This window comes from Candidatus Regiella insecticola LSR1, from assembly GCF_000143625.1.
Lineage (GTDB): Bacteria > Pseudomonadota > Gammaproteobacteria > Enterobacterales > Enterobacteriaceae > Regiella > Regiella insecticola.
Window position 1 is genome coordinate 103,702 of record NZ_GL379591.1, and the last position, 22,979, is coordinate 126,680.

General features: G+C 42.9%; 20 protein-coding genes and 2 pseudogenes. 11 read left to right on the forward strand and 11 right to left on the reverse strand.

Features of this window, described 5'->3' with window-relative positions; genetic code table 11:
• Positions 1-118: 118 nt before the first annotated feature.
• The 4 genes and pseudogenes from tolA to ybgF all read left to right on the forward strand — a co-directional run bounded on the left by tolA (position 119) and on the right by ybgF (position 3,971).
• A pseudogene (gene tolA, locus REG_RS05120) lies at positions 119-1,068 on the forward strand (cell envelope integrity protein TolA).
• Positions 1,069-1,190: 122 nt separating this feature from the next.
• Positions 1,191-2,492 (forward strand): Tol-Pal system beta propeller repeat protein TolB, encoded by a 1,302-nt coding sequence (gene tolB, locus REG_RS05125; protein WP_006704734.1) that lies wholly within the window; start codon positions 1,191-1,193, stop codon positions 2,490-2,492.
• A 170-nt stretch (positions 2,493-2,662) separates the two neighbouring features.
• Positions 2,663-3,175 carry a peptidoglycan-associated lipoprotein Pal gene (gene pal, locus REG_RS05130; RefSeq protein WP_006704735.1) on the forward strand — a complete coding sequence of 171 codons (513 nt, stop codon included), beginning with the start codon at positions 2,663-2,665 and terminating at the stop codon, positions 3,173-3,175.
• A 9-nt stretch (positions 3,176-3,184) separates the two neighbouring features.
• Positions 3,185-3,971: pseudogene (gene ybgF / locus REG_RS05135) on the forward strand (tol-pal system protein YbgF).
• A 153-nt stretch (positions 3,972-4,124) separates the two neighbouring features.
• Here the strand turns inward: ybgF and REG_RS05140 are convergent.
• On the reverse strand, positions 4,125-5,447 hold the full coding sequence (locus REG_RS05140) for a hypothetical protein (protein WP_006704737.1): 1,323 nt from the start codon (positions 5,445-5,447) through the stop codon (positions 4,125-4,127).
• Between the two features lie 514 nt (positions 5,448-5,961).
• Between REG_RS05140 and REG_RS05145 the strand changes: the two genes are divergently transcribed.
• Positions 5,962-6,507, forward strand: coding sequence for a metal-dependent hydrolase (locus REG_RS05145; RefSeq protein WP_006704738.1), 546 nt, complete (start codon positions 5,962-5,964; stop codon positions 6,505-6,507).
• A 203-nt stretch (positions 6,508-6,710) separates the two neighbouring features.
• Here the strand turns inward: REG_RS05145 and REG_RS10725 are convergent, their stop codons facing one another.
• Genes REG_RS10725 through REG_RS05160 form a run of 3 tightly spaced genes read right to left on the reverse strand, consistent with a single transcriptional unit; the run spans position 6,711 to position 8,168 of the window.
• Positions 6,711-7,355, reverse strand: coding sequence for an IS630 family transposase (locus REG_RS10725; protein ID WP_141553619.1), 645 nt, complete (start codon positions 7,353-7,355; stop codon positions 6,711-6,713).
• A gap of 13 nt (positions 7,356-7,368) precedes the next feature.
• The gene (locus REG_RS05155; RefSeq protein ID WP_006704354.1) at positions 7,369-7,800 is read right to left on the reverse strand and encodes a transposase; all 432 of its coding nucleotides are present in this window, start codon (positions 7,798-7,800) and stop codon (positions 7,369-7,371) included.
• A 14-nt stretch (positions 7,801-7,814) separates the two neighbouring features.
• Positions 7,815-8,168: an IS630 transposase-related protein gene (locus tag REG_RS05160; RefSeq protein ID WP_006704355.1), complete on the reverse strand. Its 354-nt coding sequence runs from the start codon at positions 8,166-8,168 to the stop codon at positions 7,815-7,817.
• Positions 8,169-8,234: 66 nt separating this feature from the next.
• Between REG_RS05160 and REG_RS05165 the strand changes: the two genes are divergently transcribed.
• Positions 8,235-8,678, forward strand: a complete 444-nt coding sequence (locus REG_RS05165) for an oxygen-regulated invasion protein (protein ID WP_006704739.1) — start codon at positions 8,235-8,237, stop codon at positions 8,676-8,678.
• Between the two features lie 37 nt (positions 8,679-8,715).
• On the opposite strand, the gene REG_RS05170 is transcribed toward REG_RS05165, so the two are convergent.
• Complete coding sequence (locus REG_RS05170; RefSeq protein ID WP_039907431.1) at positions 8,716-9,459, reverse strand: type 2 GTP cyclohydrolase I; 744 nt, start codon at positions 9,457-9,459, stop codon at positions 8,716-8,718.
• Between the two features lie 249 nt (positions 9,460-9,708).
• Here REG_RS05170 and REG_RS05175 point away from each other — a divergent pair, with 249 nt between their 5' ends.
• From REG_RS05175 to fur, 3 genes are all read left to right on the forward strand, one after another.
• Positions 9,709-10,467, forward strand: coding sequence for an alpha/beta fold hydrolase (locus tag REG_RS05175; RefSeq protein ID WP_039907433.1), 759 nt, complete (start codon positions 9,709-9,711; stop codon positions 10,465-10,467).
• A gap of 43 nt (positions 10,468-10,510) precedes the next feature.
• Positions 10,511-11,026: a flavodoxin FldA gene (fldA, locus tag REG_RS05180; RefSeq protein WP_006704742.1), complete on the forward strand. Its 516-nt coding sequence runs from the start codon at positions 10,511-10,513 to the stop codon at positions 11,024-11,026.
• Positions 11,027-11,127: 101 nt separating this feature from the next.
• Positions 11,128-11,571 carry a ferric iron uptake transcriptional regulator gene (fur, locus tag REG_RS05185; RefSeq protein WP_006704743.1) on the forward strand — a complete coding sequence of 148 codons (444 nt, stop codon included), beginning with the start codon at positions 11,128-11,130 and terminating at the stop codon, positions 11,569-11,571.
• 257 nt (positions 11,572-11,828) lie between these two features.
• Here fur and glnS read toward each other — a convergent pair whose 3' ends face one another.
• Both glnS and nagE read right to left on the reverse strand, forming a co-directional pair.
• Positions 11,829-13,499: a glutamine--tRNA ligase gene (gene glnS / locus REG_RS05190; RefSeq protein ID WP_039907435.1), complete on the reverse strand. Its 1,671-nt coding sequence runs from the start codon at positions 13,497-13,499 to the stop codon at positions 11,829-11,831.
• A gap of 176 nt (positions 13,500-13,675) precedes the next feature.
• On the reverse strand, positions 13,676-15,766 hold the full coding sequence (gene nagE, locus REG_RS05195) for an N-acetylglucosamine-specific PTS transporter subunit IIBC (protein WP_050749330.1): 2,091 nt from the start codon (positions 15,764-15,766) through the stop codon (positions 13,676-13,678).
• Positions 15,767-16,067: 301 nt separating this feature from the next.
• Between nagE and REG_RS11185 the strand changes: the two genes are divergently transcribed.
• Positions 16,068-16,334 carry a hypothetical protein gene (locus REG_RS11185; RefSeq protein WP_071985175.1) on the forward strand — a complete coding sequence of 89 codons (267 nt, stop codon included), beginning with the start codon at positions 16,068-16,070 and terminating at the stop codon, positions 16,332-16,334.
• On the opposite strand, the gene REG_RS05200 is transcribed toward REG_RS11185, so the two are convergent.
• Together REG_RS05200 and REG_RS12680 are read right to left on the reverse strand one after the other, a co-directional pair.
• Entirely contained in the window at positions 16,250-16,693 is a 444-nt protein-coding gene (locus REG_RS05200) for a methyltransferase domain-containing protein (protein WP_311317249.1), read from the reverse strand. The genes REG_RS11185 and REG_RS05200 overlap by 85 nt on opposite strands.
• The gene (locus REG_RS12680; RefSeq protein WP_141553620.1) at positions 16,681-17,076 is read right to left on the reverse strand and encodes a hypothetical protein; all 396 of its coding nucleotides are present in this window, start codon (positions 17,074-17,076) and stop codon (positions 16,681-16,683) included. Before REG_RS12680 ends, REG_RS05200 begins: the two co-directional genes overlap by 13 nt.
• Before the next feature lie 503 nt (positions 17,077-17,579).
• Here REG_RS12680 and REG_RS12040 point away from each other — a divergent pair.
• Positions 17,580-18,403, forward strand: a protein-coding gene (locus tag REG_RS12040; protein ID WP_260200023.1) for an IS5-like element ISRein1 family transposase whose coding sequence is annotated in 2 segments (ribosomal slippage) — positions 17,580-17,967 and positions 17,967-18,403 — 825 coding nt in all. Because the reading frame shifts where the segments join, the coding sequence is not laid out codon by codon here.
• Here REG_RS12040 and REG_RS05215 read toward each other — a convergent pair.
• Both REG_RS05215 and REG_RS05220 read right to left on the reverse strand, forming a co-directional pair.
• Positions 18,396-22,652 (reverse strand): FG-GAP-like repeat-containing protein, encoded by a 4,257-nt coding sequence (locus REG_RS05215; RefSeq protein ID WP_006704747.1) that lies wholly within the window; start codon positions 22,650-22,652, stop codon positions 18,396-18,398. The genes REG_RS12040 and REG_RS05215 overlap by 8 nt on opposite strands.
• Positions 22,649-22,921: a hypothetical protein gene (locus REG_RS05220; protein ID WP_006704748.1), complete on the reverse strand. Its 273-nt coding sequence runs from the start codon at positions 22,919-22,921 to the stop codon at positions 22,649-22,651. Before REG_RS05220 ends, REG_RS05215 begins: the two co-directional genes overlap by 4 nt.
• Positions 22,922-22,979 lie beyond the last annotated feature (58 nt).

Here is a 22,979-nt window from a genome sequence, read left to right on the forward strand (position 1 = left end):
TCTGTCATGTACCACACTCCTGGGATTCGATTGATTGCCGTCTTGCCGTAACTCGAAATTCATTGGGTATAGACAGCAGATATTTTTTATTGGACTTCTTGCTTTTTGGAAATAAAACATGGCGAAGACAACCCAACAAAGTGATAAGTTGAATTTGGCGGTTATTATTTCGGTTATTCTACATATCATTTTAATCGCTTGCTTTATTTGGGGCTATCGTCTGCAACATGCTGATATGGCAGGAACCAATGCAAGTGCTGGGGTTATGGACGCGGTGATGGTTGATACTAGCGCGACAGCACCGCCTGATCGTCGTCAAAATACGCCATCCACTGATGCCAAGAATAAGAAAAAAACTGAATTACAGGCAGAAGAACTTCAGCAAAAAAAAATTGCGGAGCGTCAACGCCAGCAAGATTTGGAAGACGAGCGCCGACGGACACAGCAAAATGCTGCCAAAATGGCAGAGGAACAAAAAAAAGCTGAAGCCACAGCGGCTCAGGCAAAAGCCGAAGCTGACAAAATGCTAAAGGCGGCGGCCGCTGCGAGAGAAAAGGCCGCTGAGGCAAAGAAAGAAGCTGATAGCGCCGCGAAAAAGCAGGCTGCTGCTAAAAAAATGGAAAATGACACTAAACAAAAAGCGGTCGCTGAGGTGGCTAAAAGAAAATTGGAGACTGATAGCACTAAGGCAGCAGAAGTGGATAACCTGTTGGACGATTTGGCATCGAGCAAAAATACGCCCAATCAAGGGGAAAAAGTGGCAACAAATGAAAGTGGAGTGAAAAAAGTGGCGCTTCTGGGGCTGATATTAACGGCTATTTAGGACAGATCACTGCCGCTATTCAAAGCCGATTTTATGATGCCGATCTTTATAAAGGGCGCACCTGTGATCTGCGCATCAAACTGGCTCCTGAAGGAGGATTAATCAGTGTTGTGGCAGAAGGAGGCGATTCTGCATTGTGTCAAGCGGCGATAGCCGCTGCAAAACAAGCTAAAATACCTAAACCACCCAGTGATGATGTTTATCAAGTATTTAAAAATGCGTCGTTAGTCTTTAAGCCACAGTAAATAATTGAAGTCTTTTTATCTTTTAAAACCTGTTTGAAAACGTAGTTTTGACGAAAGATAAATGAACACAAGAGATTTGGGGCAGATTCTAATAAGTTTGTCGAATATTCAAGGAAACTAATATGAAGTTGGCAAGTCGAGTGATGCTAGGATTTTTAATGTTATGGGCTAATGCATTGTATGCAGGGGTTCGTATTGAAATCACGCAAGGGGTTGACTCGGCTCGCCCTATCGCAGTGGTGCCATTTACATGGCAAGGATCAGGTGTTGCGTCTGAAGATAAAGATATTGCTGCCATAGTGGCAGCGGATTTACGCAACAGCGGAAAATTTAATCCGATTGATAAGACACGTATGCCTGAGCGCCCTTCGAGCGCGGAAGAAATTACCCCTAGCGCCTGGAGTGCATTGGGGATTAATGCAGTGGTGATAGGGCAGATCCAACCGAGTGTCGAGGGTCATTATCTCATCTCTTATCAGCTAGTGGATACCTCTGGTACGGTGAAAACCGTACTAGCACAAAACCAGTATAAAATTAAACAACAATGGTTACGTCACGCGTCTCACACCGCCAGTGATGAAATATTCGAAAAATTGACAGGGATCAAAGGTGCTTTTCGTACCCGTATTGCCTATATTGTACAAATCCACGATAAACAACGTCCCTATGAACTACGTGTAGCCGATTATGATGGCCACAATCAATTTGTTGTTCATCGTTCTGCTGAACCACTGATGTCCCCGGCCTGGTCTCCAGATGGTAGTAAAATCGCTTATGTTACCTTTGAAAGTGGGCAATCTGCCCTAGTGGTACAAACATTAGCGAACAGCGGAATTAGAGAAATCGCTTCATTTCCACGTCACAATGGCGCGCCGGCATTTTCTCCTGATGGTTCTAAATTGGCTTTTGCTTTATCTAAAAGTGGCAGCTTAAATATCTATCTGATGGATCTGGCTTCTGGTCATATCACGCAGATAACCGATAGTCGGAGTAATAATACTGAACCTAGTTGGTTCCCTGATAGTCAGAATTTGGCCTACACTTCAGATCAAGGTGGGCGCCCCCAAGTGTATAAAATTAACATTAACCAGCGCGCGCCAGAACGTATTACCTGGCAAGGCGCTCAAAATCAGGATGTAGAGGTAAGCCATGATGGTAAATTTATGGCGCTAGTGGCGAGTAATAGTGGAAATCAGCATATTGTTAAACAAGATCTCTCAACCGGCGCTGTGCAAGTACTTACCGATAGTTTTCTTGATGAAACACCCAGTATTTCTCCTAATGGCCTCATGATAATTTATAGTTCGACTAAAAGAGGAGTAGGCTCGGTATTACAACTTGTTTCGACGGACGGACGTTTTAAAGCGCATCTTCCGGCAAACGATGGGAAATTTTCATTTCCAGCGTGGTCACCGTATCTATGAGGTATACACCCTTCGCCTTTGAAGCCACCTGTTGGCTGCGGGTGTTTGACTGAATTACGTAGTCGTCTACGCTCATTGGTCTCACGCCCTTGCCGTTTGGTGGCAACTTGAAAGGCTGTGGGTGTAAGACAAGTAATTATCTAAAAATTAATAATCTAAGGGTGAAAGAGATGCAACTGAATAAAGCACTAAAAGGGTTAATGTTAGTTTTACCTATTCTTGTTGTAACCGCTTGTAGTTCTAATAAACGCGGTACCACCGACCAATCAGCTATTGATCCCAATGCCGCCACACTGGGTATGGATCGTGAAAATCTCAGCGGCGGCTCCTCCAGAGAAGATCAAATGCAAAGGTTACAACGACAAAATATAATCTATTTTGGTTATGATAAATACGATATTAGCGCTGAATCTACGTCAATATTGAATGAACATGCAGCGTTTTTGCGTGCGGATCCCGCTATCAAAATTGTGATTGAAGGCTATGCTGATGAGCGTGGAACGCCAGAATATAACATCGCTTTAGGTGAGCGTCGTGCCAATGCCGTTAGCATGTATTTGCGGGGACAAGGGGTTTCAAACCAGCAAATTTCTATCGTTTCCTACGGAAAGCTAAAACCGGTGGATCTGGGTCATGATGAAAATGCTTATGCAAAAAATCGCCGTGCGGTTTTGGTTTATTAAGAGTGTGGTATGAATCTTGACTTCAAATGTTATTTGCTAAGTTTGTTGTTGTGTACTGTAGCGGCTACTTGGGTCGCTAGGGCTCAAGCGCCAATCAACAATGCTAGTACTGTAGAAGAGCGACTCGCTCAATTGGAGCGTATTTCTGATGTCCACAGTCAATTATTAACCCAACTCCAACAACAGTTATCTGAATCGTTGCTTGATATTGATAATTTACGTGGGCAAATACAAAAAAACCAGTATCAACTTAACCAACTCAATGGGTCGCCAAAACAGCCTGATCAGTCTCATCAACAACACGAACCGGCAAGACTCAGCGTTGAGGCAGCGCCTGCCACACAAAATACGGAAATCATTAACACCCCAGATGCTAGTGTTATTGAACCCATGGCAAATACCGCCGACGATACTATTGGTAACAACAGTGAAAAAGGTGACTATGATGCGGCTTTCGCTTTAGTGCTAAAAAAGCAAGATGATCAAGCGATTATTGCTTTTAACACGTTTTTAACCGCCTATCCAAAATCACGTTATCAAGCCAATGCTAATTATTGGTTAGGACAGCTTTATTACAATAAAGGCCAAAAAGATGAGGCGATGCATCATTATGCGCGGGTCGTTAAAGTGATGCAAAATCTGAAAAAGCCCTAAGGCACTATTTAACGTTGGAAAAATTCTGGAAGAAAAAAAGGATAATGATAAAGCAAAGGGGGTTTATAAAAAAATCATAGCAGAATATGCCAATAGTACTGCTGCAGAGCAGGCAGGTGAACGGCTTCGTGTTTTAAAATAAAATTGAAAATAAAGAAAAATGGGGTAGTTAACACTAGCCCCATATTAGCTTGCAAAAATCGGTATCAAATGTGCCACCCCTCTGCTGCAAAGTCTCATGTCTCTTTGGGCTAAGTGTTTTATCCCGCGGGGGAAGACACACCAGGAAGCTAGCCTAAATTTCATCCCTTAGCTGCTTTGTCTGTATCGGTATCGTGCTTTCAAATAGCCGCTCGATAGGCATTTTTTCAATCATAGCCTTGACTATTGCTCGCTTGTTTGGATCTTGATTCTGCCCATAACCCATCAAATAACACTCAAAAGCGGTACGGCCAACGCGTGGGATGGTACCATCATCAAAATCGTCACAAATAGCAAGGTGCTCCGGATTCATATTTTCTATCAGGGGCAAAATTGATTGGTCAAGATGATGTTTGATAGCAAAATGAAGCGCTGTACCTCCCTCGTGCTTTGCAAAAAATTGTTTCTTATCTGCTTGGCTAATCAAAAAATCAATGACGGGTTGTAATGTACGGCCTCTTTTTTTATACCATTCTGGCACAGATGCTTCAGAATTCAGAGCGCTAAGAAGGGGAGTGATATACTGGTTATCAGGGCCTAGTATTGACGACTTAGCTAATTCGGCGGGAGTAAAATTTTTGAACAGTGAGATATGAGACTCTGAATCGAGCTTTACGCCTGGGATAGGGTAAAGCCACTCGCTCAGGCATTTTGTGGCAACTGTCGTCGTTTCCCCAATTTTTCCTGTCCCTATCCATGGCAGTAATGTGTCTGTCAGAAAGGCTTTGTATTCTGGAGGGAGCATACTCGGTGGTGCCATCAACGGCAACTTATTCCCCAATACTACTTTTGTTCTGTTTTCAAGCTTATCGGGTATAACCTGTGGCAAATTCAAGGATGGATTTTGAAGCCAGAGCATCATACTCCCCGATGCCATATCAATCAAATAGTCAGATTCAATATTATTCAGTTCAGTTAAAACATCGCGTATGTCAGCATCGCTCATAAATTCGGGACTGTTATCCCCATCATTGCTGGATGAAAACTTGAAGCCTAATGCCACCAATTTGGTTATTAAGCGATAACCTTCATCATCCTTTTGACCACTTTTCGCATATTCCTTTCCTTGTACTAATATATCTTTGCATAGTTGCTGTAATCTATGCGAAACAGCCGCTTTCCTTTTACCTTTTAATTCTTTCTGTTCTGATTCTGACATTTCGTCAGAAATTGCATACAATTTATCTTCATCCTCCTGTGGTTCTAGTTTGAAAAGATGAGATGTAGGCATCCTTCGGTTAGATACAATAAATTTTTCTTCAAAAGCAGATTCCTCTTCAGGTGAAAAACAACCTTTGGTAGATAATAGAACTGCTACTAATTTCACCTGCAGGCGAGCAAATTCTGTTCCTTGAGGAGATAACTTATTGTCATCAATTAGTTTTTTTTCACTTTGATTTAAACTCTTTGACGACATGCAGACTGAGTCAGCTGTACTAGTACTAGATGTAGGAGCACTGCTGCAATAATTATCACTAGGATGAATATCAAAAATAAAACCCCTGAAGATCTAATAAAAAATTAAATTATAACACAATTATTTATATTAAAGCAAAATAAAAATTAGGCGCTATGTACTTTGCTTTCATCGAAAGATCCTCAGAAGCCGTCTTAAAATAATTTCATCGTGTTTGGTAAGCGTAAACGTGCTGTTTTATAGCCGAATCAGTTTAATTTGATTCAAGGCGGAGGAGTGCAGACAGTACAAGCAGACAGTACAAATAGTACGGCAAGCGACGACGACACAGAATCAAATTAAACTGGTTTGGCTATACAATAAACGCTACGAAAGCGGGTGTTGCCAGCCAATCACCAGCAAGGTACTTTGAAAATTCCTTAGCGCCCATTGTCTTTCTATCAACGGCTATTATCGCAATCAAAAATTTCATATACTGTTAGTCTTAACCGCTATTAACTAAGGAAATTTCTGTATGACCGGGGAAGGGCATCTCACTTTTTCTGTTGCCTGTGTTATTTTTGCTCAAAAAGCTGGTTTGACACCTGAGCTTGCACAGGGCGATTGGTGGCATATGATCCCGGCTGCGTTGCTAGCGTCTTTATTGCCTGATATTGACCACCCGAAATCAATTCTTGGGCGGCGATTGAAATGGATCTCGTTACCCATGGCGAAAACGTTTGGCCATCGAGGATTTACTCATAGTTTGCTGGCTGTTATTGGCGGCGTATTTTTGTTTAACTCGACGCTCTTTTCGCATTGTTTTTTCCCTCCAGACGTCTTACATGCCTTGCTGATTGGTTATTCCAGCCACCTATTGGCAGATATGTTAACCCCTGCCGGTATCCCTTTATTGTGGCCCTGTCGTTGGCGATTTAAGCTACCATTTCTTAACACTAAAAAAAATAATCAATCTGAACGGGTTTTTTGTATGCTATTTTTCGGTTGTGCGCTTTGTTGGCAATCCGATTTCTCTATTTCATTACTGGTTTACTTCGAGCAACTTACGAATTTCAAGTGAAGGTATTTTATTTATTATAAAAATCAACTGATTAAAAAAAAAGTCACAATCGATCAAAATTAGGTCAAAATCCAAAATCCCGAGAGGGTTGTTTCATTTATTAACGGCTTAATCGATAGCTCAAAAGATTATAACTTGTATCAGATTTCGTCCCACTCACTCCCTCTGCTATTGCATATACTCATTCAACTTGAAGGTCTGGATTAGATGGTTTGGAAATTATCGTTAATTCTGCCCCTGAGAAAGGGAGCAATTTTTGCCAATGTACTATCAAAAAATTCGGCTATAGCCCCACGAAACTCTTTGGCTGAAGAGAAAAATCGGTTGTTTCTGACACGCTCGTTCATGACCTTCCATAATCGCTCGATGGGATTAAGATTAGGGCTATAAGGGGGTAAATAATGGAGTACGATAGCCTTCTCTAATGCGGCGTCTTTGACTCGCTGACTGCAATGATAGCCAGAATTATCTAAAATAATGTGTATCTTTTGTGCATCAGGATAAGCAGTTTTGAGCTGCTCAAAAAAAGCGACGGGGGTTTCTGAATTCACCTGCTCAGGACGGGCACTGACCACCTTCATGGTGCTCAATTCAATGGCACCCATGACATTAACCCGTGTTTTTGCCCCTGTTTTGACCAGCGGCTTATCTTTGCCTTTCCTTATCCAACCGCAGACCACTTTGGTGGCCATCGTTGGATGGGCTGAATCCATAAAAACAATCGGTTCATTCTTAAGAGCACTTTCTAGCAAAGTGAAATAAGACGCGATAAACGCTTCTTGCTGAGCAACATCCACTTTAACCGGCGTCGCTTTGGGCTGCTTATGGCTTATGCGGTATAAATTGATTTAAAATAAAGGGTCAGAAAAAAGGGTCAGAAAACAAGGTATCGATATCACATAGTCGCTTTCTGCGAAGGGCTTTAGCTTGAGCCCATTTGTGCTCAATGGGATTCATGTCAGGAGAATACGTGGGGAGATATTCGAGAATAAAGCCAGCTTTCTGTATAGCAGTCTGGATGTCTTGGCGTTTATGGAAGCGCACATTATCCATCACAAGGACTGCCCCTGGAGGGGATTTTGGCAGTAAATCTTGGGTGACCCAGGCATAAAAAATATCGCTGTTGATATGGCAGTCGAAGGTACAAACCGTAGTTAATTTTCCGTTAAGCTGTGCACCAATGACATTAGTACGTGCTTTGGCATGGCAATCGTGTTGGCCGTAACAGCGCTTCCCTTTCACTGAATAACCATAAAGACGCGGCATATCATGAGCAAAACCGCTTTCATCCACGTTAGCCCTGGAGCTTAGTCTGAAAATCTTTTCGAGCTTGGACGTCGGCTTTGGGGGGATAAAATGTTTTTTTTATAGCTAAAACCCGCCCGCTTTAAGGCATCACAGATACCCCTGGCACTCACACCCATCCGTGGCGCCCGCTCGTGCTGAGACGCGTCAGGGTAGGTTTCCACATCCAGAATCAACGCCGCTCTGTTTATTTTGGTAGCGGGTTTATTACGCGTCAAACAAGGCTCCAGGCGTTTCGCCCATCGCATCAAACTGGCACTTCCTACACCAAAACGGTCGGCGGTTTCAGCATAAGTGAGGGCTTCTTTCTTTTTGAAAGCCAATACATGTTGACGAAATTTTAAGGGATAAGTCATTTTGGTATTTATAGGTCAATAAATCATTTCGATATTGTACGTCAATTTATAACACCTAAGCCATAGTTGCCGCAAATCAGTTTTCTTATTGCTTGTCAGCGGCATCGCGCTATTTTATCCCGTCAAGGGGTATTGCAACGTTTTCCGGCGTGGATACAACAATTTGCCAAACTTAATCTGGTGGCTGCGTTACCTTGTCAGATCAATCAGCACGTTAATTTTATCCAACTGCTGGCAGATGGAGCCCGCGAAATGGGGCTTTGGCATGATCAGCTCCCACGATCACTAAGGCAACGCATTCCGTTGTTATTTCCACCTGACATCGACAGCATGGTGCAGAAGGGTAAAAGCATTGACTCAAATGCGCTGCTGATTACTTTAGCGATGCAGCATGTTAAAAAATATCCTTATCCCCTTCGCCTTTCAAGTGACGGCGGCATTGGCAGCGATCACTCATCCTCTGTCATGTACCACACTCCTGGGATTCGATTGATTGCCGCCTTGCCGTAACTCGAAATTCATTGGGGATATGCGCTTGAAGATCCTTTTATGCCGGATTAGGCAGGTCAATAAAAGTAACATCACATTGATGATGCTCGGCAAGCCATTCTCCTAATGCTTTAATACCATAACGTTCGGTTGCATGGTGCCCTGCTGCATAGAAATTCAGCCCCATTTCCCTGGCAATATGGGTGGTCTGTTCAGAAATTTCGCCGCTAATAAAAGCATCGACGCCAAATTCAGCGGCCTGTTGAATATAGCCTTGTCCTCCGCCGGTGCACCAAGCGAGTTTTTTTATCTTAACAACGCTAGGATCACCACAATGTATCACCTCTCGCCCGAGCAATTTTTCTAGACGTTTGCGAAAAACAACCGTATCAACTGATTTTTCAAATTCGCCATAGGGTAATAACGGTTCAATGTTTCCCAATACATTAATCCCAAGCAACCCCGCCAATTGTGCGTTATTGCCGAGGGTGGGATGAGCATCAAGCGGTAAATGGTAAGCATAAAGATTCATATTGTGCGTTAGTAATGTGTTTAAGCGTTTACGCTTCATACCCCGTATCACTACTGGCTCATTTTTCCAAAAATAACCATGATGAACTAAGATGGTATCAGCCCCCTTTGCTATGGCCTGATCAAGTAATGCTTGACTTGCAGTAACACCAGTAACAATACGTTCAACTTTTGACTGGCCTTCCACTTGTAAACCATTAGGAGCATAATCTTGAAAATTTTGAATATTGAGCAGATTATTAATAATTTTTTCCAGTTCAGTGTTCTTCATCGAGATAACCCTTTTTGACAAAAGACTTCAATAGACCTCTTTCCAAACCGTAGTTCGTTATGCGAAGTCAAGGCGCCCGGCGCACAGCAACCTTCGTTGCTATAAATACATGAGGATTGCAAGCACTGGGCAACGCTGGATTCGCGTCACGTAGTAGGTTTGGAAAGAGGTCTAATAAGCTGCTGACAGCACAATTTGCTTACTCATGATATCCTATTATCCTACTCTTGGTTATTAATGAACTTTGCAATGAAATTAAATTTTCGTTTAAATAACAGCCTGACGACTGAAGCTAAAACCCCAATTGTGTTAATACACGGTCTGTTTGGTAATCTCGATAATCTTGGGATGTTAGCGCGGGATCTACAAAAAAATCACAGCGTGATACTACTGGATTTACGCAATCATGGACTTTCACCCCGTTCACAACAAATGAATTATTCAGTGATGGCGCAAGATGTATTAGCGCTACTCGCCAGATTACAAATAGAAAAAGCGATCATTATTGGTCATTCTATGGGGGGAAAAGTCGCGATGGCGATGACGGCTCTGGCTCCACAACAGATTGAAAAAGTGATTGTGATTGATATTGCGCCAGTGGCCTACGAAATCCACCGTCATGACGCGATATTTGCCGCTTTGAAGGCGGTCACTCAGCAGGGTATTGTGCATCGCCCTGCCGCAGCGGGGTTGATGCGTCAATTTATATCAGAAGAAGCAATCATCTATTTTTTACTGAAATCATTTAAAGAGGGGAAATGGTGTTTTGATGTCGATATTCTCTGTGATCAATACGAGAATATCGCAGGCTGGCAAGCTATCCCTTTGTGGCCAGATCCTGTTTTGTTTATTCGCGGTGAACTGTCGTGCTATATTCAGGATAGCCATCGCGCCAGTATAACCGCACAGTTTCCACAAGCGTATATCGAGACTATTTCGCAGGCCGGTCATGCGGTTCATGCAGAAAAAACGGCGATGGTGTTAGCCGCTATTCGGCGATTTATCTGAAATCAAAATAAATGGTAAAAATTAATAGGGTATACAAACAGTTATGGCAATCGTGGGTATCTTTTTTGGCAGTGACACTGGCAATACAGAAAATATTGCTAAGATGATTCAAACTCAATTAGGAAAAGACTGTGCTGAGGTGTATGACATTGCCAAAAGTAGCAGAGAAGATTTAGAAAAATTTGATATTCTGTTGCTTGGCATCCCCACCTGGTATTACGGCGAAGCCCAGTGTGATTGGGATGATTTTTTTCCAGCATTAGCAGAAATCGATTTTGCAGGAAAATTAGTGGCACTGTTCGGCTGTGGTGATCAAGAAGATTACGCCGAATATTTTTGTGATGCCATGGGTACAATACGTGATATCGTCGAAGCTCGTGGCGCCACTATTATTGGGCACTGGCCAACAGAGGGCTATCATTTTGAAGCGTCTAAAGCGTTGACAGATGACAAGCACTGTTTTGTTGGTCTGGCTATTGATGAAGATCGCCAACCAGAGCTCACTGAAATACGTGTAAATAACTGGGTAAAACAAATTAGTGAAGAACTCTCTTTATAAAAAACTTTCCCTTTAGCGCCTTAGGATGTATACCCAATGAATTTCGAATTACGGCAAGGCGGCAACTTCAAAGGCGAAGGGTATAACAGGATTAAATCTGCATGATCGACAATAATACCGCACTAAAAAAGATGGGTCTCAAGGTGACGCATCCAAGGTTGAAGATCTTAGAAGTTTTACAGGATCCCACTTGCCATCACATTAGCGCAGAAGACATTTATAAAAAACTGATCGATATGAATCAAGAAATCGGTTTAGCTACCGTCTACCGTGTTCTCAATCAATTTGAAGATGTTAGAATTGTTATTCGCCACAATTTTGAAGGCAATAAATCGGTTTTTGAACTGACAAAGCCCGATCATCACGATCATTTAATCTGTTTAAACTGTGGCAAAGTAATCGAATTTCAAGACAAATTTATTGAAAAACGGCAACAGGATATTGCCGATCAGCATGGTATACAATTGACTAATCGCAGTCTGCATCTATATGGAAATTGCACCACAAAAAACTGCCCAAAAAGTAAATCTGTGCAGGATACGTAATTCATTAGACTGCTTGCAAAACCGTCGCTCGTTATGTGAAGTCATAGGCGCACAGTGCGTATGAGGGTAACACCGAATTCACACTACGCAGTAGGTTATGCAAGAAGTATAAAGTTATAGCCGAATCAGTTTAATTTGATTCAAGGCGGAGGAGCACAGACAGTACAAATAGTACGGCAAGCGACGACAACACTTAAATCAAATTAAACTGGTTTGGCTATATCAGCGAGTACAAGAGATTTCTAGGCGTTAAGAAGCTATTGCTTCCCAGCCTTATCCTGCCAAGTATCACGCAGCCCAACCGTTCGATTAAACACCGGTTGTCCCGCCTGAAAATGTTGGTTATCGATGCAAAAATAGCCCTCGCGTTCAAATTGATAACATTGCTCAGGCTGTGCGGTAGCTAAACTGGGCTCAACAAAACCCTGACGGATGATCAGTGATTGTGGATTTACTGTGGCGATAAAATCATCCACTGCGCTAGGGTTAGGCACGTTAAAAAGACGATCATATAAACGGATCTGTGCCGGCACCGCATAGGCGGCGGCAACCCAGTGGATCACGCCTTTCACTTTACGCCCATCGGCTGGATCTTTATTCAGCGTCTTTGAGTCATAACTACAATAAACAGCGATAATATTGCCTTTCAGATCTTTTTCAACACGTTCTGCTTTAATGATATAGGCATGACGCAAGCGTACTTCTTTACCGAGAACCAACCGTTTGTATTGTCTATTGGCTTCTTCACGAAAATCAGCTCGATCGATATAAATCACACTATCAAAAGGAACCTGACGACTGCCCATCTGTGGGTTATTCGGATGATTAGGTAGCGTAAGCTGTTCTAAGCGGGCTTCTCTATTTTCAATAATCAGCTTGAGCGGATCCAATACCGCCATTGCTCTTGGCGCATTTTCATTCAGTTCGTCACGGATACAAGATTCTAATGACATCATTTCAACCTGGTTGTCTTGCTTGGTGACACCGATACGACGACAGAATTCACGAATGGAAGCCGCAGTATAGCCGCGACGACGCAAACCTGAAATCGTTGGCATGCGTGGATCGTCCCAACCTTCTACGATGTTCTCCGTCACTAACAAACTCAGTTTGCGTTTTGACATAATGGCAAATTCAAGATTTAAGCGAGAAAATTCGTACTGACGTGGATGGCAATTAATATCAATATGTTCTAATACCCAATCGTACAAACGCCGATTATCTTGAAATTCAAGGGTACAAAGCGAATGGGTAATGCCTTCTAGCGCATCAGAAATACAATGCGTAAAATCATACATAGGATAAATACACCATTGGTTACCCGTTTGATGGTGTTCAGCAAATTTGACGCGATACAGAACAGGATCACGCATTACCATAAAAGGAGAAGCCATGTTGATTTTTGCCCGCAGACAGGCACTGCCTTCGCTAAATCCCCCCTCCCGCATTTTTGCAAACAACACCAAGTTTTCTTCGATACTACGCTCACGAAATGGACTATTTTTACCTGCTGTGGTCAAGGTTCCACGATATTCACGTATTTCTTCAGCGTTAAGCTCGTCGACGTACGCCACATTATTTTTTATCAACTCAACCGCATAACGGTACAATTGATCAAAATAATCAGATGAATAACGTACTTCTCCACTCCATGAAAAACCGAGCCACTGTAAATCACGTTTGATGGATTCTATATATTCAAGCTCTTCTTTTTCCGGATTGGTATCATCAAAGCGGAGATTACATTTTCCTTGATAATCTTGCGCGATACCAAAATTTAAGCAAATAGATTTGGCATGACCGATATGTAAATAGCCATTTGGCTCGGGAGGGAAACGGGTATGTATTTCACTATGCTTACCACTGGCTAAATCTTCATCAATAATTTGACGAATAAAATTATTCGGGCGAGCTTCAGCCTCATTCATTGTATGTTTCCTCACTTTTTGTCCAATAGGATCTTATAAGCAGGCTTTGGAGGCAACTGTTTATACCCTTCGCCTTTCAAGTTACGGCGGCGTTGGCTGCTCACTCTCATCCCAGTCATGTACTAACTGTACACTCTTGGGATTCGACTGATTGCCGCCTTGCCGTAACTCGAAATTCATTGGGTATAGTCTATACCCGCCGCCAACAACGCGGCTGTATAGTTAGCTGAAACCGTGCCCGCGGGGCTAATAGCAAATAAATCGGTTTGCCCCGCCACCACCTCACCATTTGCTAGCACAGAGAGCTCGCCAAAGTGGGAGAGGTTTTGTACCAACACGGGGCTGAGCAAAGAAACACCATTGGCATTAAGATATTCAAGATCTAACAGTAGAATAGGCTGACCAGCGATCACAATACTGTCTTCTTCAACCAAACGTTTAAAGCCATGACTATATTGTTTATCAAGCTGGATACCGATATGGATCAAAATTTCAACACCTGTGCTGCTGGTCAGATAAAAAGCGTGGCTAGTATGAACAATCCGTGTAATTTTGCCATCAATCGGTGCCACTATGGTTTTAGCAGTCGGATAAATGGCGACACCCTCCCCGAGAATTTTACTGGCATAGGCTTCGTCGGCAATAGTTTCTAATGGATGGACGGTGCCAGTAATAGGTGAAAGTAATATCAGTGGTGTTGCCTGTATTTTTTTAATATCGGCTTGAATTCGATGAGGTGGCGGCAAAGCTGTCATCACCGCTGAAGGAACTCGGCTATCGGCAAACACTCTTTGCATCGCCTGTGCGATGAATTCTGCTCGAGCCCCAACAATAACCTGCACACTGTATTTATTGAGACAAATAATAGCGGATGCGCCTAAATTTTTTGCTAATGCCTCGTTTACCCGTGCGGCATCTTTGACATTCAGGCGCAAACGAGTAATGCAAGCATCGATAGCTATCAAATTATTAGAGCCCGCCATCGCACTAATATAACGACGAGCAAGCAGTTTGATAGCAGTATCATTATTGATATTTCTTATATTATTTTTATTAATATTATAATCATCTTCCTCATCACCAAAAATATCCTCTTCCCGACCGGGTGTTAACAATTTAAATTTATTGATAAAAAAACGAAACATCAAATAATAAACCGCAAAAAAAAGCACACCTTGTGGGAACAACATATACCAATCTGTCGCTAATGGGTTACGTGAAGAAAGTATCATATCTATCAGACCGGCACTAAAACCAAAGCCGGCTATCCAATGCATCTGTGCGGCGATAAATACCGAAATACCAGTCAAGACGGCATGAATAAAATAAAGAGGGGGAGCAACGAACATAAAAGAAAATTCTAAGGGTTCACTAATTCCGGTTAAAAAAGAAGCAAATGCACCTGCTAGCATAATACCGTAGATTTTATTTTTCTTTTCAGGACGAGCGCAGTGATACATCGCTAAGGCGGCGCCTGGTAAGCCAAACATCATAATAGGGAAAAATCCGGCTTGATAACGGCCGGTAACACCGACTTCCGCTGTCCCTGAGTCGATAGATTGTTGTCCTGCTAAAAAATTAGGAATGTCGTTGATACCTGCGACATCAAACCAAAATACTGAGTTTAAAGCGTGGTGCAAACCAATGGGAACCAATAGCCGATTGAAAAAAGCATAGATCCCTGCCCCCAGGGAGCCCATATCTTGAATATTTTCACCGAAATTAACCAAAGCATCGTAAATGACTGGCCAAACAAACATGAGGGCACAAGCGACGAAAATCATCACAAAAGACGTTAAAATGGGAACTAGGAGGCGGCCATTAAAAAAGGATAATGCGTTCGGTAGCTCAATATGACTAAAGCGATTATATAACTCAGCGGAGATAATACCGACCAAAATACCAATAAATTGATTGTTAATGTTATCAAAAGCAGCAGGAACCTGATCGATAGGAAGCTGCTCAATGATGGAGACTCCCTTAGGGGAACACAATGCGGTCAATACTAAATAGCCAACAAAACCGGCTAACGCTGCAGCACCATCTTTATCTTTTGACATACCATAAGCTATCCCGATGGCAAATAATGTCGACATATTGTTGATAATGGCAGAGCCAGATGTAATTAATAATGCTGCTAATGAATTACTCCCACCCCAGTCGCTAGGATCAATCCAATAGCCTAACCCCATCAGTATCGCGGCAGCCGGCAGGGCAGCAACCGGAACCATTAATGCCCGCCCCACTTTTTGCAAATAACTTAACATATTCGCTTGTCTCCTTCTTTTGATCTTAATGCGGCATTGCAATCGGGTTAAAGCTGATCTTTTACGAAATTTTCTTTAGTACCGACTGATTTTCGATAAAGTATGAGTGAGAATAAGAGATTTCGAAAAGGCGCTTAGCACCTGTTCCAAATCTTCTTTGGCTGCGCTTAATTGATGAAAAATAGACAAAAAAGCACCGTTGCCTTTTGTTACAAAAACAAAAAGGTAAATGAGCATATTGATCCCATTTTTGACGAAGTATCAGCGAGCACAAGAGATTTCGAATAGGCTCTTATACCCAATGAATTTCGAGTTACGGCAAGGCGGCAAGGGCAACCGACCGATGAGCGTAGATAGACTACGTGATTCGGCGAGCACCCGCAGACAACAAAGCCGTAACTTGAAAGGCGAAGGGTATACTGCCTTGGCGGAAAGAAAGTATATAAGAGGCTCTCTAACATTCAGCTATAAAAAATGGATTTTTTATCGTTTAACGGCTCGCGTAGCCAAGAAAGTTGGCATGAATTTGTCCACCACAAAGCGAGGATTAGGTTGCTTATCTTCATAAAATCCGTCGATGCTGAATCCTGCCTTAATTTGCCCCCCGATCAAATCCGTCAACGTATGTCCAAATACCACCGCCTCGCCACGCTCCCGTTTTGCTTTGAGCTCGTCTTTAGTATGGGCTTTAAGATCTGAATAAGGGAGTTTGTATTGCGGTACTATGATCCCTTGATCAAAATAAGCGGGGTCGCGATCACCTATAAACACCACCGGATTATAGAAACTGGCCAGTAAAGCCCCACCTATCTTCAAAACACGGTAGCATTCACGCCACACTGAGTTAACATCTGAAATATAGAGATTGGAAATGGGGTGAAGGATAAGATCAAATTTCGGTTTAGGAAAGCAGCTCAGATTACACATGCTACCTTGTTGCGTTTCCAGTTCGAGACCATCACTCTCTGCCACCAGGCGATCTTGCTGAAGTTGCCATCAATGTGAAAATTTTCGTTGTTTAATTTATTTTTTATTTTAGTATCAATGAGTTCACTGCGGATCATAATGTTAAATGGGCATTCAGTTGTGTGAAAAAAATGTATCCCCTTTTGTAAAACGGCCTCTATGTCTATATGACAATTTTTTTTGTTTAAGATCAAAAAATTAAGGCCACTTGATTCGACGCCAGTAAAGTAGGCACAAACGTCATCAGTAACGTAATAATACCGTTGACTAATGGCGGTGAAAAAATAGTTTTCTATTTGGTAATAAGAAGAAAATAGTGATGGCGTATGATTTTTATCATTCATGGTTTTATAAAATCCCCTGTTTTTTGATGTTTCTTTAAATATAGTCCTCGTTCGAATGACCAGTGCTCCAGGGGGTATTTACTCAAAGGAACTAAAGCCTTAACAAAGAAAGAAAACGAGAGACTGCATCCTATGGAGTAATACGAATTTAATTGATGAATCAGGTAATTAAATACCAAACCGTCAAAAAAATCGCCACCGCAGTAAACAAAATGGCAGCCTTGGGCAGGTTCAGTTAGTGGCTATCCTTGCATAGAGGATGGGTGTTTGATTCCACTTGGTTGAACAAATATTGACAACGTTGATGGATTGGCTACATTAGATACGAAAATTTAATTATTGAGGAATAAGCCATGAAACTATTACCTTTGGTTTTTGTTGCAGGTCTAGCGCTAACTTCATTCAACCTCAGTGCTAAGATCATGGCAAACGATAATAGACCTCTTCGGAAACTAGCATTCATATAAGAATTTTGGTAAAACACTCCTGAACAAGGAGCCGCCATGAAATATGAAGTAATAAAAGTACTGGAAGAGGAAAAATTTCGTCGCTTAACGGGTGTTAAACGCAGTACATTTGAAAAGATGATAAAGATATTGAATGAAGCAGATAAGAGTAAGCAAGGGAAAGGAGGTCGGAAACCCAAGCGGGGTTTAGAAGAGCGCTTATTAATGGCACTGGAGTATATACGAGAATATCGCACTTATTTTCATGTCAGCCAAAGCTATGGCGTGAGTGAGAGCACATGCTATGAAACGATTAAATGGATAGAGAATACGCTAATAAAGCATCCTGATTTTGCCCTACCTGGACGCAAAGCTGTATTAAAAAGGGATAGGGAGTATGAGCTGGTTCTTATTGATGCCACAGAAACGCCGATTGAACGTCCCCAAAAAAACAAAAGCCGTTTTACTCAGGAAAAAAGAAACGACACACCTTAAAAACACAAGTGCTCGTTGATAAAAAAAGTAAAGCAGTCATCTGTACAAGCTTTACGAATGGGAGGCGCCATGATTTTAGGTTGTTTAAGGAGTCTGGTGTGCGAATACATCCTGACATCAAAACAGTTACCGATACAGGTTACCAAGGGCTTGGCAAGATTCATTCAAACTCGGCGTTGCCTAAGAAAAAGACAAAGAAAAATCCCTTAACAAAAGAAGATAAACGCAACAATCGTGCGTTATCAAGCCAGCGTGTATTAAACGAACATGTCATTGGTATGATTAAAAGATTTAAAATTGTATCAGACCGTTATCGAAACAGGCGAAAACGTTTTGGATTAAGATTTAATCTGATTGCTGCAATTTATAATATGGAAATTAGATAAATGATAGTTTCCGAAGAGGTCTATTACGTAAGCTGATAACAATATGCTCCCCACGCAGCGTCACAGATTCTATTTTATCGGCTTGATAATCAATCAAAATATTGCTGATGTCTTCTGTATTTCCTGTTTCCTGTAAACTGATTAAAACAGAATGCGCTTGCTGGTTTTGTAAAATACGATAGCTATCAGTACCTGTTCCGCCCCTGGCCGTTCCCTCGGATAAAATCAACACATCATTGCCGCCATTACCGATAAGTACATCTTGGGCTCCCGCCCCGTTGAGCACATTATCTCGATGATTGCCGATCAGAATATCGCAGGTTTTACTGTGTCCTTGCGCATTTTCGATATTGCGTAAAATGGCAAGCCGTTTATTTTCGTCTAGGGCTATTTCCGTTTCTTTTATTTCATTGTGCTGCGTTTTACTTTTCTCTATATAGCCGACATAGTTAGCGGCAAGATTGATCACATACCCCAATCCATCATCAGGCTCAGCCGTTGCCATCACAACATCATAGTCATTAAGAGGGAGATGAGAGGCAGGATCGGCACCCCCGTCGAGCACACTAGGTTGACCCGATACCGGGCTTCCCATCAGTAAAAAACTGTCGGCATAGCGACCACCAGTAAAGGTTTTTTTGCCGGAGCCTACCTCAAAATAGTTTCGTTGTTCCCAGGCGCCGGTCGCCGTATCATTACCTTCATTCAGCTTGAACCAAACTATCTTATCTTGCTTGCGCAAAGCGATAAAAGAATGCGCGTTAACCTCTCCGGCAGTATTGAGTGACAATAATACTTTTTGGCCGGTTTCTCCTCGCGTGATGCCCAAAATATGTTGCTGCTCTGGTATCGCTAACATATTGGGCTGATCATCGCCACTTTCCCTCTGTTCTTGACGGCTATCGCCATCAATCATCGCGCCAAACTGCCCATCCGCTTGCCCCTGGGCGAAGGTATAGCTGCCATCGTCGTTGATAATCACCAAATCCGCGCGATCATCTTGATCTAGGTCATCTAGCTGTATCTGTGAAGCTTTAATCCCCGTCAGATTGTTGAACATGTCGCCGAGTAGTTCACAAGACTGTGTGTTCAAGGCAGTCAGTTTTTTCTGTCGATTACTGCTGCCCAATAAGGTGTGGATTTTCCCTTCGTCAGTGAATGAAACAATATCGTCACAGTCATCGCCATTGATATCAGCCACGCCTTGGTGAGTATAACGACTGGTAAAAGCCTGTAGAGGAATGGTCGGCAATATAGCCGAATTGACTGTTTTCGCCTGTATCCGCTGATAGATACGCATTTGTCTTTCACTGAATGGCGTACTAAAAGGGGACAGCGTAGTTAACGAAAGGGCGTCAGCAGGAACCGCTGTCGAGGGGGTTGGTGTAATGAGCGTATTATAAACACTAAATCTTCCGGAGCGGGTGCCGTAATAAAGCCAAATCTTTCCGCCACTGAACGACACCAAATCAGCATGGCCATCACCATCAATATCGCCGCATATTGCCCCGGGGTTGGCTAAATCTTCTAAGATATTTTGTGGCAATCGTTGTCTGATAGGGAAAAAACTACCGTTCTCTTGTGCCAACATAATTTTCAGCGTGGTTTCCCCCTCGGTGCGGATCGCGGGGAAAAGAATAATATCATCACGGCCATCACGGTTAATATCACCCACCAGACGCCGGGGGTGAGCAAAATTGTGTGCCAGGAAGGGAATATTTTTAATTAATTTTGCTTGATGATAAGCGCCATTTTCAGCCGCAGTGAACAGATAAAATCCCTGAGGAGAAAAGTAGCCAATATCAAGACGACCATCGCCATTAAAATCCCCCATCACAGCGTTATAGTCATTAAACTCTTTTTGATTAAAATATCGACGCTGACGGTATTTCTCATGCACGCTTTCACTTTCTTCAGGCCTAATGTTGTCTTTAATTACCTGATTGTCAGTGTAATAGATCATCGGGGCGACATGCCGGCTGTTTAGGGTATGGGTGGCCGGTTGCCCCATCAACTGCTTATAAGGATGTGCTTGTAGGGTGACTTGGCCACGACTGTAATAAAGGGTGCTGACATTACGGCCATGATTGAGGAATTGTTTTGCGTATTGCTCTTGTTGTTGATTGTACTGCTGACGTACCTGATCTAATGTCTGTTGGTAGCCTGCTTCATTTGAAATAGCCACATCCAGTGGCCGATTCCAGAAAAGCAACCAGCCGCTGTGCAACGTTTGCATGAAGGTGAGATTGACATGTCTTTTCAGCTCTTCGATCTGACGTATTGAAGAATAAAGCTGTGAGGTGATAATCAGTATCAGCCCTGCCGCCAGTGCCTCCGGGCCTGCCACTGTGGCGGCGGTTCCCCCTAATGCACAAGCGATGGCGGTGCCGATACCCACAGCTGCCCCGATAAGCGAGAGTGACCCACTGACAATTAAATCTTGTCGTTCCTTTGCGTCAGTGGTATGGGATAAAGCGGAAAACGAATCCTGTGCATTGTAAATATCGAAACCACTGCCAATGACACTTAATGTCGGCCCACCAAATCTCACTATTTTTTGGCCAACGTTGAGCGATGACGATTTCAAGGGTGAGCTGACGGCAGCTGATCCCCCGGTTTTACTGGCATTTGATCCTGTAATCAATTTTTCTCCCAGTTTATTCAAACCATACTGGGTGCTATCAATAGTGAAATTAGAGAGCAAAGAAGCCGCTGACATCTCTAGTCGAAATAGCGCTTCTTGTTTCTTTTGATCCGATAAATTTTCATTTTCGAGTATGTCAAAATATTTTGTTAGATCATAAAGGCCACGTGCGTAACCGTATCCCTGCATGGTTGATCCGCCATAATGGCTGAATCGGTTAATATGCGGATACTTGTTTGCCGGCGCTTGGGTATTTAGCCTACCTACCGCTATGGCGACTCGGGTTGGGGCTGAGCTATCGGCGAGCACACGATTACTGCTGGGGGCTAAATATTCAACGCCCAGTGCACTGTTTTGTTGTGGCACTGTTTTTTGCCCGGCGCTGGTTTGCCCCGGCACACTGGGCTGCCCTGGTGCAGAGGGTTGCCCCGTCGAGATGCTGTTACTGGAATGGGTGAGATAGTAATTAAGTCGTTCGAGATCAAAATGCATTCCTGAGGTTAAGGTAATATCAGCCAGCCCGGCGGCATTAATGGCATTACCTTCAATGGTTATCTTCATCTGATCCAGCAATTCAGTCGCGAGCTCCACATCATGAGCAGGCAAAGACACCGCCGACTGCTGTAAATTTTCTGAAAAATGATCAAATACAGTTTGCAACCCGTTTAGCGCTGGCCAAGCCTCTCTTGCCTGTAGGAGATCGATTTGGTAAATCTCGAAGGCGTATTGACCATTGACTTTGTCCACGCCATAACGTTGAGCGCGCGTTTGGCTGTTAACCTGGTCATTTTCCTCCTCCAGGTAATCATCGAGTAACGCCTTGAGTGCCTCGACCGTTTTTATGGCATAAACCCCACGAAGATGTACTTCCCCTATATGGGGATCATACAAATAATAAGCATGTTGCTCATTTTCAACACGAATAGATAGCATCAGCGCATGATGCGCTGTTTTTAACACATAATCACCCACGCCCGCGGTAAAAATAGAAACGGCAGAGCGGGTAAAAACAGGTCGTTTACTGATACCCATTTTCTTTAACTGATGGAAGGTTTTAGGTAACTCCCTCGCTAAAGTGGCTTGCGAAGCGGAATAAGTTCGCATTCTGTTAAAAAACAGTGCTCTGAAAAACTGTCTTGCATTTCCTGATGAGCGTGCATCAAGCCAAATCAAGCCGAGTGCCACTGCTTCAGCCCAGCTATGCCCCATATACAAACCGTGAAGCGCCTCATTCGTTTGTGCCTCAATATCAGGCAGTCTCCCCGCTTTCATGCCCGCGTTTTGTAACGCCATTTCACCTGTTTTTTGATTGCGTTGCCAGGCTTCACTTTTTTCCAACGCTCGCTGCCCACTTAACGAACTGAGTTGAGAATGTATGCCCCCCAGCTGCTTCAATTGACGTACCTGAACACTCCATAACCAATATTCCATGTCATTGACTGTGGTTAACATTAATCTTTTGATATCCAGCTCATCATCACGGTGAAAAAAATCGAGCAGATCGGCACGCTGATTAGCCTCAAGCGAAAAAAGGCTCTTTTCAGGTGAAAAAGTCAGTTGAGAAACCAGCTTCCTGGTACGCTCTAAACGTGCTGCCAATGTCATGGTGAGGGGAGGGCATCGATTGCTGGAGCAATGGGCGTTGTCACTTGCTGATAAAAAATAGCTAGCTCCGATGTCAGTTGATCGGTGATTTGCAGGCCGAGCGATGTCACTGGGCTGACAGAGGGAACCGCATTCTGCGGGGAAGTAGCGGGAGCATTCAGTAGGCTAGTGAATAATTTTTGCATAATGGCATCGGCCTGTTGCTCAACAAATTGAGCAGGCTTGCCTATTTCATAGCTATCATAATCAAGTTTCGACTGCCATATCAACAGCGATATTTTTTATGTGCATATTATCATCAAGAAGATCACTCAATAACATGAAGGA

Excerpts from the sequence above, each read along its gene's own strand:
- REG_RS05140 (WP_006704737.1), bottom strand. The coding sequence starts at position 5,447 with ATGTCGTCAAAGAGTTTAAATCAAAGTGAAAAAAAACTAATTGATGAC.
- REG_RS05170 (WP_039907431.1), bottom strand. The coding sequence starts at position 9,459 with ATGAAGAACACTGAACTGGAAAAAATTATTAATAATCTGCTCAATATT.
- REG_RS12680 (WP_141553620.1), bottom strand. The coding sequence starts at position 17,076 with ATGAATGATAAAAATCATACGCCATCACTATTTTCTTCTTATTACCAA.
- REG_RS05145 (WP_006704738.1), top strand. The coding sequence starts at position 5,962 with ATGACCGGGGAAGGGCATCTCACTTTTTCTGTTGCCTGTGTTATTTTT.
- REG_RS05160 (WP_006704355.1), bottom strand. The coding sequence starts at position 8,168 with ATGACTTATCCCTTAAAATTTCGTCAACATGTATTGGCTTTCAAAAAG.
- fldA (WP_006704742.1), top strand. The coding sequence starts at position 10,511 with ATGGCAATCGTGGGTATCTTTTTTGGCAGTGACACTGGCAATACAGAA.
- nagE (WP_050749330.1), bottom strand. The coding sequence starts at position 15,766 with ATGTTAAGTTATTTGCAAAAAGTGGGGCGGGCATTAATGGTTCCGGTT.
- tolB (WP_006704734.1), top strand. The coding sequence starts at position 1,191 with ATGAAGTTGGCAAGTCGAGTGATGCTAGGATTTTTAATGTTATGGGCT.
- glnS (WP_039907435.1), bottom strand. The coding sequence starts at position 13,499 with ATGAATGAGGCTGAAGCTCGCCCGAATAATTTTATTCGTCAAATTATT.
- REG_RS05175 (WP_039907433.1), top strand. The coding sequence starts at position 9,709 with ATGAAATTAAATTTTCGTTTAAATAACAGCCTGACGACTGAAGCTAAA.
- REG_RS05200 (WP_311317249.1), bottom strand. The coding sequence starts at position 16,693 with ATGTGTAATCTGAGCTGCTTTCCTAAACCGAAATTTGATCTTATCCTT.
- REG_RS11185 (WP_071985175.1), top strand. The coding sequence starts at position 16,068 with ATGAATTTCGAGTTACGGCAAGGCGGCAAGGGCAACCGACCGATGAGC.
- fur (WP_006704743.1), top strand. The coding sequence starts at position 11,128 with ATGATCGACAATAATACCGCACTAAAAAAGATGGGTCTCAAGGTGACG.
- pal (WP_006704735.1), top strand. The coding sequence starts at position 2,663 with ATGCAACTGAATAAAGCACTAAAAGGGTTAATGTTAGTTTTACCTATT.
- REG_RS05215 (WP_006704747.1), bottom strand. The coding sequence starts at position 22,652 with ATGACATTGGCAGCACGTTTAGAGCGTACCAGGAAGCTGGTTTCTCAA.